This is a genomic window from Butyricimonas faecihominis (genome assembly GCF_033096445.1).
Taxonomy (GTDB): domain Bacteria; phylum Bacteroidota; class Bacteroidia; order Bacteroidales; family Marinifilaceae; genus Butyricimonas; species Butyricimonas faecihominis.
The window spans coordinates 3,814,376-3,829,979 of record NZ_AP028155.1; the positions used below are offsets into that span (position 1 = coordinate 3,814,376).

The following is a 15,604-nucleotide window of genomic DNA, read 5'->3' on the forward strand; positions in this document are numbered from 1 at the left end:
AATCTCTATCAGTTAAAGAATGTACGAATTTGTTCGATGATGTACTCTTGCTCTTCCGCTTTCATTTCCGTGTGCATCGGCAGCGATAGTACCTCTTCGCTTAATTGTTCAGCAACGGGGAATGTTCCTTGCCCTTGTCCCTTTTTAGCATAAGCCTCTTGCAAATGCAAGGGGATAGGATAATAAATCATGCTGGGAACATCATGTTCTGCCAAGAAAGATTTCAACTCATCCCGTAGGTGATTTTGAACCCGGATGGTGTATTGATGGAACACGTGTGTGCTATTAGCAGCCCGTTGTGGAAGGATAATTCCTTTTACTGTTGCTAACCCTTTGTCATAATGTTCGGCGGCTTGATTACGGGCGGCTGAATATTCATCAAGGTATTTTAGTTTTACATCCAAAATGGCAGCTTGCATGGTATCCAAACGAGAGTTACATCCCACGACACTATGGTGATATTTGATCTTTTGCCCGTGATTGGCAATCATGCGGGCCCGTTCGGCTAATTCGTGATCTCGGATAAATAAGGCTCCACCGTCCCCGTAACATCCTAAATTTTTGGAGGGGAAGAATGAGGTTGTACCAATATCTCCAATGCATCCGGCTTTTTGTTGGAGACCGTTACTGAACGTGTAAGTGGCCCCGATAGCTTGTGCCGTGTCTTCTACCACGTAAAGTTTGTGTCGGCGGGCTATATCCATAAGCGGTTCCATGTCTGCGCATTGGCCGTACAAGTGAACAGGAACGATTGCTTTCGTGCGGGGGGTAATTTTTTCTTCAATCTTGGTAACATCAATTGTGAAACGGTCTGCGACACAATCCACGAAAATAGGTTCCAACCGTAAAAGGGCAATCACCTCGGCTGTGGCCACGTAAGTATGAACAGGTACAATCACCTCGTCCCCGGGTTGTAACCCGAGAGCCATTAAAGCAATTTGTAAGGCATCCGTGCCGTTGGCACAAGGAACAACATGTTCTACTTGATTATACTCCGCAAGATGTTGGGCGAAAGTCTTCACTTGGGGGCCGTTAATGAAAGCCGTGGTGTCAAGTACTTCCTGTATGGCGTTGTTTATTTCCTCCCGAATGCGTTCATATTGTCCGTGAAGGTCAACCATCGTGATTTTCATTGTGATATAAAATTAGATTTATTCTTCTATTTTTTGAACTAACCCGTTTTGTAAATGATAGCGTTGTTTGCTTTCCGGACATTCGGCTATTCCCTTTTCGTCAAAATGAAGACGATGCCCGTATTCACTCATCCAACCGATTTGTTTAGCCGGATTACCAACTAACAAAGCGTATGCAGGAACAGTTTTTGTTACAACGGCCCCGGCTCCGATGAAGGCGTAAGCCCCAATGTCATGCCCGCACACGATCGTGGCATTGGCTCCGATGGTAGCCCCTTTGCCCACGTGCGTTTTGGCATATTGACTTTTCCGGTTTACTGCACTACGAGGATTGGTCACGTTCGTGAATACGCATGATGGACCCAAGAAAACATCATCGTCACAAGTGACTCCCGTGTACACGGATACATTATTCTGTACTTTTACTTGGTTCCCGAGAACTACCTCCGGGGATATGACCACGTTTTGCCCGATGTTACAATTCTCTCCGATCCGGCAATTACTCATAATGTGGGAGAAATGCCATATTTTAGTTCCTTTTCCGATTGTTGCGCCCTCGTCTACGATGGCGGTCTCGTGTACGAAATAATCTTTCATATCTGAATCATTTTACTGGCAAAGATAGTTTTTCTATTAAAGTATTGAAAGAAACGGGGGTGATGTTTTTCTTTCGAGGAAATAAAAAAGCCGCCTTGACGGGCGGCTTTTTCGGTTTGTGGTTTAGGTTTCTAGTAAAATTTGTATCTTGTATCAACCACTCCGGCATTCTTCACTAACGCGGGAAGAATCAAGCGGAACTTGGTGTACAGATTCGTTTGTTCGATACTTCTCTTGGCAGCTTCAATTTGTTCGGGAGTAACTGTTTCAACAGTTTTAGAGTTTACAACCACAACATAAACTCCTTGGTTACCGATGATCGGTTTAGAAATTTCGTTTTCTTTCATTGTAACAACTTCGGCAGTCAGCACGGGTTCGATACCAACTCCGGGAACTTGGAATGAACTGAAACTAACATCCGTGGCATCCATTACCTCTGCATTGGCTTTTTGTGCTACAGAAAGTAAACTTTCACTTCCGGAAATAGCATTGGTCAACTCCTTGGCAATGATTTCGCCTTTCTTTTTACGGATAAGTTCGGTGCGGATAGCTGCAGAAACAGAGTTCAGAGGTGCGATACCTTCTTCTTGAATTCCGGTTAAAACCACAACAGAGAATTTGTCTCCAGCCTCAAAGATCGGAGATTTCTCTTTGGTCGTCAGGATGAAGCCCGGTTTTTCAGCCATATAAGCCTCACGGATAATATCTCTTGCGTTATCAATGCCTGCAATCTGATAATCGTTTTTACCTAAGTTTGCGATACGTTTGGTTTGATTATTAGCAGTTAAAGCTGCCTCAAAATCTTCTACGGTATTGATATTGTTTGCAAAAGTACGTGCGTCGTTATAAATCTTGTTGATCGTTTGTTGAGACGGGGTAATTTCTTTTGCAACGATTCCGATTTGTACCTTATCAACAGGTTTTGATCTGTCTGTTACTTGCAAAACATGGAATCCGTAATTTGATCTTACCACTTTCACCTCGTTTTTGTTAGAGAAGAACGCTGAATCTGCGATCGGTTGGAGCATCTGATCTTGGGTGAACCATCCGAAATCCCCACCATTTACAGAAGTATTCTGATCGGCAGAATATTGTCTTGCTAAAGCATCGAAATCTCCGCCTTTACGAATTAAACCTGCTAAACTATCGGCTAATTTCTCTGATTGAGCCATATTGTTTGATGCGATCAAGATATGACGGGCTCTTACTGAGTCGGGTAATACACGGCGGTCGGCAACACGAACGATGTTATAAGCATTATCTTTCAAGTAAGGTCCGAACACGCCATCACTCTTTTCCGTGAACAAGAATTCATCCAGTTCCTCGTTATCCAATTCTCCCTTTTTGTAATATTTGGGTTGGAATCTTTTTTCAGATGAAAGGTTAGCGAATTCAAGCACGTTCTTTGCTTCTGCAAATTCGGGTTTCAAATCATTCACCCAGTCTTCCGTTTCTTTAATGTCTTCGGCTGAAGCGGTAATGTCAAAGTTCACGTAAGCGATCTGTCTAGCTTCTTCGCGTTCAAACAAATATTTGTGTGAATTATAATAATCTTTGATCTCGTTAGCAGTTACCTTTACTGCAGAGTCGCTAACGGTGTTGTAGCTTTTCATGATAAAGCTGATGTCTACTGTCGTTGCTGCACTTTCTGCAAGTTCTTTGGCTTGAGCATCTGTTACAAACAAACTTTTTGCTAACAGAGTATTATATTTTTCTTGTTTACGAGCCGTGTTTACTTGCTCTTCCATGTTCAACCAATATTCCTTTTGCGGGGTTCCGGCAGGAGCTTCGATCAATTGTTTGATGATCAGACGGGCTCTTTCTTTGTCTACCTGTCCCGTGTTAGGATCTGCGAATAACTGGCTGACGGCCGGGTTCATGTTACTCCCTAATAAGAAATCGTATAACTCGTCACCGCTAACGTCCAAACCTAATTCCTCGTATTCCTTGTTCAGAATGATTTCAGAAACAATTTGATTCCAAGTATTTTCCCGGATCATTCTTTGTTGCTCATCCGTTAGGGCAGATAAACCGTTCATGCTTTTGATGAAATCTTCATTCTTCATAATCTTTTGTTGATATTCTTGAATGCCGATAGTTTCACCTCCAACTTCTCCAACTTTGTTTCTGGAACGATTGATAAGGCTGGCGCCAGAGCTAAGAGCATCACCAACAATAAATGCCATGAGGGCTAATCCAATCACGATACTAACAAGTACTCCACCGCGATTTCTAATTTTTTGTAACGTTGCCATTTATATTAAAATTTTATGTTTCTACACACGAATTTATTCTATTTTTCGAGGGTACGAATATATAAAATGGATTGGTTTTATGCAAATAAATTTCAATCCCTTTCGTTTATTGCCCTATTCCTTCTTTTTCGTTTCCTTTTTTGTTGCCTTCGGGGCCGCTTTTTTTGTTGTCTTTTTTGTCGTTTTTTTCTTACTGTCCCCTCCCTTTGCAATGATTTCCATGGTTTCCTCAAAGGTTAATTTGTCTGCTTCTTTTCCTTTGGGGATCTTATAGTTCACTTTGTTGAACGTGATGTAAGGCCCAAAACGACCGTTAAGAATTTGTACCCCATTTTCAAACTCTTGGATCTTCCTGTTTTTCTCGATTTCTCGTTTCTCGTTGATTCGTTCGATAGCGGTTTCAAGAGTTATTGTTCCCGGATCGTCAACGCCTTTTTTCAAGGAAACGAAAAGTTGATTATGCTTGATGTAAGGTCCAAAACGACCGATGCCGACACTGACAGGTTTCTCCTCGAATTCACCCAGTTGACGGGGAAACTTGAACAAGTCTAAAGCTTCTTCCAAGGTAATGGTTTCCATCAGTTGCCCTTTGAGCAGTCCGGCATAACGTACGGATTCTCCTTCACCAATCTGAGCCATCGGTCCAAAACGTCCGATTCGTACGGAAACGGTTTCTCCTGTTTGTGGATCTTTACCAAGTTCCCGGGCTCCCGTGTTCCGTTCGGATTCTTTCAACGTTTTCTCCACGTTAGCATGGAAAGGTTGATAGAATGTTCCGATCATGGATTGCCATTCAACCTCTCCTTCGGCAATGTGGTCAAGGGCATCCTCGGCATTTGCCGTGAAGTTATAATCCATGATATTCGTGAAATAATTGGAAAGGAAATCTGTCACGACCATTCCGATATCCGAGGGAAACAATTTCTTCTTTTCCGCACCGAATATCCGGCTGATCTTCTTGACTTTTATATCTTGTCCTTTAAGGTCTATCTGGTCTAGTTGACGTTCTGTACCATCCCGGCTTTCCCGTAAGATATATCCCCGGTTCTGGATCGTGGTAATCGTGGGTGCGTATGTTGACGGACGTCCGATTCCCAAGGCTTCCATTTTCTTCACGAGACTGGCCTCCGTGTAGCGGGGAGGATGCGTCGTGTATTGTTCTAAGGCTTGGATCAGGGAACGTTGTAACTGGTCTCCTTTATGTATTGCAGGTAATAAGGCCGCTTCATCGTCTTCTTTCTCGTCATCGAAAGATTCCATGTACACTTTGAGGAAACCATCGAAAATGATCACTTCACCCACGGCTTCGAACGTGTGTTTTTCCCCGGTAATGGCGATCGTTATGGTTGTTTTTTCCAGTTCGGCCTCTGCCATTTGAGAGGCGAGAGTCCGTTTCCGGATTAACGAGTAAAGTTGCTGTTCATTCTTGTCTCCGCTGATCGATTCCTTGTCCATATAGGTCGGGCGGATGGCCTCGTGGGCCTCTTGCGCCCCTTTCGTCTTCGTGGCGAAATTCCTAGGTTTGGAATATTTTTCTCCCAGCGTGTTACAGATAACGGCTTTTGCCGCACCGATAGCCAGTTGGGATAGGTTCACGGAGTCCGTTCTCATGTAAGTGATGTGTCCCTGTTCGTATAGTTTCTGGGCCACGGCCATTGTCTGCGAAACAGAAAATCCCAATTTGCGGGATGCCTCCTGTTGTAGCGTGGATGTCGTGAACGGTGGAGCCGGTTTACGGCTACCCGGTTTCGTCTCGACATTACTTACTGAAAATGCCGCCTTCTTGCAATGTTCCAGAAAGTTAACCGTCTCTTCCTGCGTGGAAAAACGTTCGGATAATTCTGCCTTTAAGGGTACCGAATTACCATTTGCGTCTTTGGTTTCAAATGTTCCGGTAACCTTATAATATTTTTGTTCAACGAAATGGTTAATTTCTCGTTCTCGTTCAACGATGAGTTTTACGGCAACGGATTGAACCCGTCCGGCTGACAAGGAAGGTTTCACTTTTTTCCATAGGACTGGTGACACTTCGAATCCGACCAGTCGGTCAAGAACCCGGCGGGCCTGTTGGGCATCCACGAGGTTTTTATCAATGTCCCGGGGGTTATTGATCGCATGTAAAATAGCATCTTTCGTGATTTCGTGAAAAACAATCCGTTTCGTGTTCTCCTTCTTCAACCCCAGAACTTCGAATAAATGCCAAGCAATAGCTTCTCCCTCGCGGTCCTCATCGGAGGCTAACCAAACCGTTTTGGCTTCCTTGGCAAGTTGTTTCAATTCTTTTACAATCGCTTTCTTGTCGGGTGATATTTCATATTTTGGTTGGAAATTATGTTCTATATCAATTCCTAAATCTTTTTTTTCAAGATCCCGGATATGTCCGAAACTAGATTTTACAACATAATTCTCTCCTAAAAAACGTTCAATAGTCTTGGCTTTAGCCGGAGACTCGACAATTACTAAATTTTCAATCATATACGATTTTCTTTTACATTTCCGTTTCCTTCCGAAACGGATTTATCGCTTTCTTTAAGCTGTTCGTCCTAAAATTAGGGTGCAAACTTACGTAAAACAATTGAAAATGAAAAACTCTACCCATTTTTTAGTAAAAAACTCTCTCCAAAATAGCGAAGAGGATGTTCCTTGGAAACATCCTCTTCGAGCATATTATTATAAGTATTCCGGAGTTTATTTCCCCGTGTTTGCTTGAACTATTTTTTGCCAACGGGCTTTTTGTGTGTCATTTGCTTTTGCCAATGAACCGGATAAATAGTAAGCTATCATTTGAGAATCTTTTCCCAGTTTCGGGAGTTCTTTCTCGCAAGCTGTCAAGATCTTGTCAATATTTTCTGTCTTCACAGCCTTCGCAATAGCTAAAGAAGACAGTAAGGTTTTCTCGTTTGATAACTTCAGGGCTTTTACTTCCCGTCCGATAGCGTCTAAACGTTTTACATCGGTTTTTTGACCACGTCCGGCGATAACCATTAATATTTCACGGAAAAGACCTTCACTCAAACGGTTATCGACTTTTTCCTTGCCAATGGTTTCGTTGAATTTGCTCCGGTTGTCAGTCAAGAATTTTGCCGCTTCTGAATCTTTCGGGCTTAATTCGCTGTTACCGAAAATGAACCAGTAATCTTCTGATAATTTTTCTTCATCGGTAGAAATTTTCAATAATTCGTCCACGATGGCTTTTGCGTTCGGATCGTAATTAGCTACCATCACTTGAGCGTATTGAGATAAAAATGCTTTATCTCTATTACCGCTATTGTATTTTGCATCTAAAGCTCCTAAAGCTTTGTTGTCATCGAAAGATTCCTTCACTCTCTCTATGAATTTCTCACCTTCACCACCACCGACAAGTTTATGACGAATGGTACCGTCCGGATTTACGATCACGAAAGTCGGGTAGGCACGAACACCGAATTTTTTTGCTAGTTCGGGGCCTTCTCCTTTTTCCATATCATATTTTAAACAGATGAAGTTCTGATTTAGGAAATCTCCCACGTTTTCTTGTTTGAATACGGTTTCTGACATATACTTGCAAGGACCGCACCAAGTTGTGTAACAGTCAATGAAAAGTTTGCGTCCTTGTTGTTTCGCCATTTTCAAGGCATCTTCATAGCTTAACTCATAGAAATATACACCAACATGCGCTGCGACCTTGAATTTTTCAAAGAAGTTGGTCATGTAGGCTTTCCCGTTTTCCGGGCTATTGGCAATGAATTTATCTCCTAATGCTACGATACGTCCGGCTTCGGCTTTGTTCACCTTGGAACTGATCGAGTTTAAGGCGTTTACGATAGACCATAGTTCTTCGCTCTTGGTTTCTGCTGCTTGTTCAGCGAGAGAAATAATTTTATCCACGTTCTGGTCAATCGTGGCTTGAGCCAACTCGATCTTGCTCATCAATTGATCTTTATTCTCCAAATCGATATTGGTTAATTCTTGGCGAATTTGCTCAAGTGTCTTAGCGGGTTCTTTCGCATTACGGCGAGTAGTATTATCAATAGCTTGACTATAATTACCATAAAGGTAAGCATCTACTTTCTCTTTGCCGATATTTTTATTGAATGTGGCAATGTTGTTTACGACAAGTTTGAAATTATCAGAACCGTAAGGACTTTCTTCGAGAATAGGCCAGAATTCTTTTTTCATTTTATCCTTGTCTTTCAGTATTTTATTCAACTCTTCGCCTACTTTTTCGCTTTTTGCTTGTTCATAAGCATCGTTCAACGCAATCTGGTAAGCCATGAGCTGTTTCTTGTTCATCTTTCCTTTCTCGTACACCTTGTTCAAATAATCGAGAGAGGTCTTTTCGTTCAGCCCTTTTTCAACTCTTGCGATGAATCCTTCCAGATCCCCGCCGCCAACCACTTTGTGTTGTACCGATCCATCGGGACGAAGAATCAAGAACGTCGGGTAGGCTCTGACTCCAAATTTTTTACCCAGTTCAGGACCTTCTCCTTTTTCCATATCAAATTTCACGCAAACAAATTTGGGATTGAAAAATTCTCCGGCTTTTTCCTGCGGGAAGATGGTTTCTGACATGTACTTGCAAGGACCGCACCATGAGGTATAGCAATCCATGAAAACGAGTTTGTTCTCTGCTTTGGCTTTAGCCAATGCTTCATCAAACGTGATATGCTCGAAATTCACGCCTCCTTGACAGAATGCCGTGAAACTAAGCATCAAAAATGCAATAATTGAAATAAGGCTTTTCATAAATTCAACAATAAATTGGTAAATAAAGTTGCAAGGTAGGAAAGAAAGCCTGACGCTGTCATTCCATGGTTTAACATTAACTTATTTTTAAAATAAAAGAGGCCTGAAAGCCTCTTTTTATCGTCTACTATAACGTTTTTTTAGAATTGTATATCCTTACTTCTTTGATGCGAAATACTTCCGGTGGAAAAGTAACAGGATGAACACACCTATGGTAATATAGGAGTCAGCCAAGTTGAATACCGGGCGAAAGAACACGAAGAAATCACCTCCCCAGATCGGAATCCATTGAGGCAGAAAGCCTTCGTAAAGCGGAAAATAGAGCATATCTACCACCTTGCCATGTAGGAACGAGGAGTACCCTCCCCCGTGAGGAAACATAGTAGCTACTTGTGAATAACTGTCACTGAAGATCATCCCGTAGAATGCGCTATCGATGATGTTACCTATTGCCCCGCAGAAAATTAACCCGAAAGAGAGAATAACCCCCATGGGTGCCTTTTCTTTGATGAGACGTCCCAAGTACCAAGCGATACCCCCCACGGCGATTAAGCGGAATACACTTAAAACGGTTTTTCCCCACTTGCCTCCCCCGAGTTCCATCCCGAAGGCCATCCCGTTGTTTTCAATAAAATGAATTTTGAACCAGTCTCCGAAGACACTGAATTCATCCCCGATCATCATGTGGGTCTTGATCCAGATTTTAACAACTTGATCAATGACTAATAGGGCAATAATAAAAATAATAAGTTTTTTCCGCGTACTCATCTGTGTGATAAAATTTAAAGCGACTCTTAATCGCAAAAGCGATTAAGAGTCTTGTCCCATTTTGGCATCCATACTCAATGTTGCATGAGGTACGGCGCGTAATCTTTCTTTAGAGATCAGTTTCCCGGTTACTCGGCAGATCCCGTAGGTTTTGTTTTCAATTCGTACTAATGCGGCTTCCAAGTGAGCAATAAACTTTGCCTGCCTTTGAGCCAGCCGACCGGCCTCTTCTTTGGAAAGAACAGATGCTCCCTCTTCCAATACTTTAAAAGTGGGAGACGTATCGGCGATGTCATTCCCGTCGCTGCCGGAGATCGAGGCTTTCAGCACCTCGTAATCTCTTTTCGCCTTTTCGAGTTTCTCAAGAATCAATTCTTTGAATTCCTGCAACTCTTCATCCGAATATCTAGTTTTCTCGGCCATAGTTGTAAAGTTTTTGTCTAAGTTAATAAAAAATCCGCTATGTAATCTTTCCCGTGGAAAAATATCCACTTTTACTTGTAACAAGGGGAAGAGGTTACATTTTCTGGATCTTAATAAACGTTTGTATGTCGTCGATTTCGATGGGTTGGGCACCGTCCTCGGCTTTATCTATTAACGTAACGTTCTCTGCCAGAACTTGGCTGGCGATGTACGCCTTGAAGTTCTCGACCGCTTCATTGATCTCTTTATGTTTCCCGATGTAAAGATCAATTTTGTCTGTCACGTTGAAATCACTCTCTTTTCTCAAGTTCTGGATTCGGTTGATCAACTCCCGGGCGATACCTTCTTCACGTAATTCCTTCGTGATATTGATGTCCAAGGCAACCGTGAGACGTCCCTCGTTAGCTACTAACCAGCCCGGAATGTCTTCCGACAGAATCTCCACGTCTTCCAGCGTCAGTTCCAGTGTTTCCGTTCCCACTTCAAGGGAATAAGTTCCTTGTTTCTCGAAATTGTAAATATCATTCTGGTTCATTTCGGCTACGAGAGCGGAAATCTGTTTCATGTATTTACCGTATTTCGGTCCTAGGGTCTTGAAGTTCGGTTTAATCTTCTTTACCAAGATACCTGCCGTGTCGGTGATGTATTCGATCTCCTTCACGTTGACTTCCGACAGGATGATGTTCTTCACGGCATCCAGTTGGGTGGTCATCTCGTCATTCAAGATCGGGATCAACAGCTTGCACAGCGGTTGTCTTACCCGGATTTGAACTTTGCGTCTCAGTCCAAGTACCATGGAAGATATTTGTTGAGCCATGTTCATCCGTTCCTCCAGTTGCTTGTCGATCATTGATGCGTCAGCCACCGGGAAATCTACTAGATGAACGTCCGTCGTGTATCGTCCCGTAACCTTGTTCAAGTCCGTGAACAGGCGATCCATGTAGAACGGCGCGATGGGTGAGGACAAGATTGCCACGGTCTCCAAGCAAGTATATAACGTTTGGTAAGCCGACAGTTTATCGGTGGTTTGCTCGCCACCCCAGTAACGTTTACGGGAGAGACGCACGTACCAGTTCGACAGGTTCTCGATCACGAAATCCTGTATTGCCCGTCCGGCCCGTGTCGGTTCGTATTTCTCGTAAGCCTCGGTGACCTCTTTAATCAAGCTGTTCAATAGAGAAAGAATCCAGCGATCGATTTCCGGTCTCTCGTTAAACGGAACTTCTGCCTCTGCATACGTGAACTTGTCTATATTGGCATACAAGGCGAAGAAACTGTACGTGTTATACAGTGTCCCGAAGAACTTACGTTTCACTTCTTCCACCCCGGCGATGTCGAATTTCAAGTTATCCCACGGTTGAGAGTTCGTGATCATGTACCAACGCAGGGGATCTGATCCTTGTTTCTCGATCGTGTCGAAAGGATCAACGGCATTGCCTAAACGTTTGGACATCTTGTTTCCCTTGGCATCAAGCACCAGTCCGTTGGATATGATATTCTTGAATGCCACGGAATCGAACACCATGGTCGCGATAGCGTGTAGCGTGAAGAACCAACCGCGGGTCTGGTCCACTCCTTCGGCGATAAAGTCTGCCGGGAAATTTGTCCGGTTATCGATCAATTCTTTGTTCTCGAACGGGTAATGTACCTGCGCGTAAGGCATGGCTCCCGAATCGAACCACACGTCGATCAGGTCTTTCTCCCGGTACATCGGTTGTCCGGTGGGAGAAACCAGTATAATGTCATCCACGTACGGGCGGTGCAGGTCGATTTTCTCGTAATTCTCTTTCGAGTAGTCTCCCACCTTGAAATCTTTGAAGGGGTTCTCCTTCATGATTCCTGCCTGTATTGCTTTTTCAGTTTCTTCAACTAATTCTTTCACCGAACCGATACATTTTTTCTCTGTCCCGTCCTCGCTGACCCATATCGGTAGGGGAGTTCCCCAGTAGCGGGAACGCGAGAGGTTCCAATCCACTAGATTCTCCAACCATTTCCCGAAACGGCCTTCGCCCGTGCTGGCGGGTTTCCAGTTGATGGTCTTGTTCAGCTCGATCATGCGATCCCGAACGGCTGTCGTTTTGATGAACCAAGAATCCAACGGATAATAAAGTACCGGTTTGTCGGTTCTCCAGCAATGCGGGTAATTATGTTCGTGTTTTTCGACCTTGAACGCTTTGTTCTCCCGTTTTAACAGGATACTTAAATCGATGTCGAGAGTCGTGTCGTTTTCGGTTAAATTTGGATCGTAAGCGTTTTTCACGAATCGTCCTGCAAATTCCCCGTACAGGTCCGTGTTGACGTTATTTTTCAAGTATTCCGGGTCAATGTCTTCCATCCGGAACAAGCGTCCCCGTTTGTCCACCATGGGTTGCTTGCTGCCTTCCTTGTCAATTAATTGCAAGGGGGCTATGCCCGCCACTTTGGCCACCCGGTCGTCATCGGCTCCGAAAGTCGGGGCAATATGTACGATCCCGGTACCGTCTTCCGTGGTAACGTAATCACCGAGGATCACGCGGAATGCATCACCCATGGGTTGCATCCAAGGTAAAAGTTGCTCGTAACGTATGCCTTCCAACTCCGGACCTTTATATTCGGCCACGATCTGGTAAGGGATCAATTTATCTCCTTCCTTGTAGTCTTCCAAGGTGATGCCTTCAGCTTTTTTGTTGAAGTACGCGCTGAAACGATCTTTCGCCATGATAATAGTTACCGGGCGGAAAGTATAGGGGTTATAAGTTTTCACTTCCAAGTACGTGATGTTCGGACCCACGGCCAATGCCGTGTTGGAAGGTAACGTCCAAGGCGTGGTTGTCCACGCGGTGAAATATACTTCATCGCTGAAAGCAAACAATTTTTCCGATTTTTCGTCCCGGATCACTTTAAATTGAGCCACGCACGTCGTGTCCTTCACGTCTCGGTAACATCCCGGTTGGTTCAACTCGTGCGTGCTTAATCCTGTTCCGGCAGCGGGGGAATAGGGTTGTATGGTGTACCCTTTGTACAGGAAACCTTTCTCGTACAATTGTTTCAACAAATACCATAAGGTTTCGATGTAACGGTTGTCGTAGGTGATGTACGGGTTGCTCATATCTACCCAGTAACCCATCTTGTTCGTCAAATCTTCCCATTCACGGGTGAATTTCATGACGTCGGAACGACATTCTTTGTTGTAGTCAGCCACGGAAATCGTTTTCCCGATATTTTCTTTCGTGATACCGAGTTTCTTTTCAACCCCCAATTCAACGGGTAACCCGTGTGTATCCCAACCGGCTTTTCGCTCGACGAGAAATCCTTGTAAAGTTTTGTATCTGCAAATAATATCTTTAATCGTCCTAGCCATTACGTGGTGAATACCTGGCATCCCGTTTGCCGAAGGGGGACCTTCGAAAAAGACAAACGAGGGGTACCCCTCTCTATTCTTCAAGCTTTGCTCGAAGGTATTGTTTGATTCCCACTCTTTCAAGACATCCTTGTTTACCTGAGAGAGATCCAAACCTTTGTACTCTTGGAATTTTTTGTCCATCGTGACTCCTGATTTTAAGATATTACTTATTTGCACATTTAAAAAATCAAGTTGCAAATATACCATTTATTTGTGAAACTGGAAATCCTCTTCTTTTTTTCGTGCATTCATTCTTTTAGAGGGTGATAAAAGACGTTTAGGAGTGGAGGTCATGATTTGCTGCCGTTTTTCTAAATCACTTCAGGATGAATAGAGTAGCAATACATGACGTGTTACGGATAAAGTAATTTTAATATCCTATTAAAATTCTAATAGAACGCTATTATATATAGTGATTTAATAGGGATTTAATAGCGTTCTAATAGCGCTTTATACGAAAGAGGTCCGTTATTGATGAGGATATGATAATGGATTATGGTATAAAATTTTCGGGTCAACGGTTTGTTGTCCTGTAATATACCTTCTCATGTCGGATTTTTCACCCGACATGAGAAGTATGATTCGTTTTTCTTTGAACTAAACTACGGAACTTGTGGTTGGCCTCCCGGCAGGAATTGGAAAATTAACGTGGGAAGTTGCTGTTTCGTGTTCTGCCCGATCTGGATGAGCGGTCTGAAATAATCCGGATATTTTTTGACCATGGGGTACACGGTGACATACCCGTGGCGGAACCAGCGGTCGATGATCACGTGAGAGATTTTTTGTTCTTGGAATCGTTTGAATAGGTCGTCCTCTTTGGCATATTGGGGAAAAGACGTCGATTTTCTGCCGCCTGAAAAGAGGTAAAAAAGTTCCGGTTTCCGGCAGGCGATGCGGGCTTCTTCGGGCAGATTCTTTTTACACCAGTTGACAGCATAGATGTATTCCACGAAGGCGGCATCGGCAATTTTTTCATTCCATTGCTTGTATGTGGCAAAATTTTGTTGCGGTTTCAAGGCTTTCGCGTAGTGCGGGAACATGAAGAACACGAGGAACACGATCAGGCCTCCTGCAGGAATCACGTGTTGGTATTTACCAAATGAAAGTTTTTTGGTGATCGTGTTCATGATTTCGAGACAACCGTTCAGGAACAAGAATATGAAAAGGGGAATAACTCCGATAAAATAGCGGTGTCCGGCGTATTGCTCCGGCCAGATCATGAGTACGGCCATCGTGATGCCGATGTACAGGAACAGGAGTAATTGCATTTTTTTCAGTGCGATCAATCCGATCAGGACGACGATAAGGATACAAATTCCCTCGATCAGTCCTGAAGTGGTTACTTTTTCATCGAATCCGGGATCATCGGAAATGATGGCGGTGGGAATCCATTTGCCCACGTAGCTGACTAGGTTGTTTTCGATACGTTCTGTCCAGTCCGAGAAAGTGACCATGGTTTCACCCTTGGGTTTCTTTTTGAAATCATGGAGATAGTCACTACTCGTGACTCCAATGCTTTTATTCCGTATGTCCCAAGCTGTTTTTGCCCCTGCAAAGGATGCGATGACCACGCATAAGATAATGAGGTGGCTGAACAGGACCCGTTTGTTGTCGGCCTGTATGGTTATCTCGTCGTTTTTACGCTTGCTTTTGAGGAACGTGAGGATTTTTTGGGTACAAAGAATACCGAGGTAAATTATTATTGCCAGAATGATGGATGTCCCCATGGTCCGGACAAAATAGATGTAATTCAGCGCGATAATCATCAGAATGAAATAAATGATCTGGGAACGGGGGCGCTTTTTATAGAACAGGTGGTCCATATCGATCAGCGAGATCAGGTACAGGACTCCCAGCGTGAGGAAGGTAAATAGCATTTCGCTCATGACAATCGTGGAGTAACGTAGTAATGCCTGTTGCATACAGCATAACAGGCAGGTTGACAGGGCGACGAATAAATTCCCCGAAATTCTTTTTAGGAGGAAAAAAAGGATGAGGATGGACAACCCGAATAAGATGCCGTTTGCTATTTTTAGAGCCGTGTAGGAATGGGTGAAAAGTAAAATTCCGGCGTTAAACAAGGGGTAACCCGGAGGGAAATGGGAATGAGGGGTTTCTTCCAGAAACATGATGTTCGTGTAGCCCTTCCCGGCAGCAATGGCTCTTCCTAGGGCATAATAGTAAACGTTATCCCCGTTCAGATCCGGTTTGAAATCAAATATTTCCAGATAATTCACAATGAATACGCACCCGATGATTGCGAGGCAAAGATAAATCCATGTAGTCGGTTTTATTTTATTAAAAATTCCCATACGAAAATT

Annotated in this window: 9 protein-coding genes; all 9 read right to left on the reverse strand. The window is 43.5% G+C overall.

What is annotated here, in order from left to right; translation table 11 throughout:
* Positions 1-8: 8 nt before the first annotated feature.
* The 9 genes from R8806_RS15760 to R8806_RS15800 all read right to left on the reverse strand — a co-directional run bounded on the left by R8806_RS15760 (position 9) and on the right by R8806_RS15800 (position 15,595).
* The gene (locus R8806_RS15760) at positions 9-1,133 is read right to left on the reverse strand and encodes a DegT/DnrJ/EryC1/StrS family aminotransferase (protein WP_124315708.1); all 1,125 of its coding nucleotides are present in this window, start codon (positions 1,131-1,133) and stop codon (positions 9-11) included.
* 18 nt (positions 1,134-1,151) lie between these two features.
* Positions 1,152-1,730, reverse strand: a complete 579-nt coding sequence (locus R8806_RS15765; RefSeq protein ID WP_087419004.1) for an acyltransferase — start codon at positions 1,728-1,730, stop codon at positions 1,152-1,154.
* A 131-nt stretch (positions 1,731-1,861) separates the two neighbouring features.
* Positions 1,862-3,985 carry a peptidylprolyl isomerase gene (locus tag R8806_RS15770; RefSeq protein ID WP_124315707.1) on the reverse strand — a complete coding sequence of 708 codons (2,124 nt, stop codon included), beginning with the start codon at positions 3,983-3,985 and terminating at the stop codon, positions 1,862-1,864.
* Between the two features lie 114 nt (positions 3,986-4,099).
* The gene (gene topA / locus R8806_RS15775) at positions 4,100-6,460 is read right to left on the reverse strand and encodes a type I DNA topoisomerase (RefSeq protein WP_124315706.1); all 2,361 of its coding nucleotides are present in this window, start codon (positions 6,458-6,460) and stop codon (positions 4,100-4,102) included.
* Positions 6,461-6,673: 213 nt separating this feature from the next.
* On the reverse strand, positions 6,674-8,710 hold the full coding sequence (locus R8806_RS15780) for a thioredoxin family protein (protein ID WP_229782947.1): 2,037 nt from the start codon (positions 8,708-8,710) through the stop codon (positions 6,674-6,676).
* Positions 8,711-8,866: 156 nt separating this feature from the next.
* Positions 8,867-9,478: a lipoprotein signal peptidase gene (locus R8806_RS15785; protein WP_124315705.1), complete on the reverse strand. Its 612-nt coding sequence runs from the start codon at positions 9,476-9,478 to the stop codon at positions 8,867-8,869.
* Between the two features lie 42 nt (positions 9,479-9,520).
* Positions 9,521-9,901, reverse strand: a complete 381-nt coding sequence (locus R8806_RS15790) for a TraR/DksA family transcriptional regulator (protein ID WP_027201860.1) — start codon at positions 9,899-9,901, stop codon at positions 9,521-9,523.
* 94 nt (positions 9,902-9,995) lie between these two features.
* Positions 9,996-13,424, reverse strand: coding sequence for an isoleucine--tRNA ligase (gene ileS / locus R8806_RS15795; RefSeq protein WP_124315704.1), 3,429 nt, complete (start codon positions 13,422-13,424; stop codon positions 9,996-9,998).
* Positions 13,425-13,885: 461 nt separating this feature from the next.
* The gene (locus R8806_RS15800) at positions 13,886-15,595 is read right to left on the reverse strand and encodes a hypothetical protein (RefSeq protein ID WP_124315703.1); all 1,710 of its coding nucleotides are present in this window, start codon (positions 15,593-15,595) and stop codon (positions 13,886-13,888) included.
* Positions 15,596-15,604 lie beyond the last annotated feature (9 nt).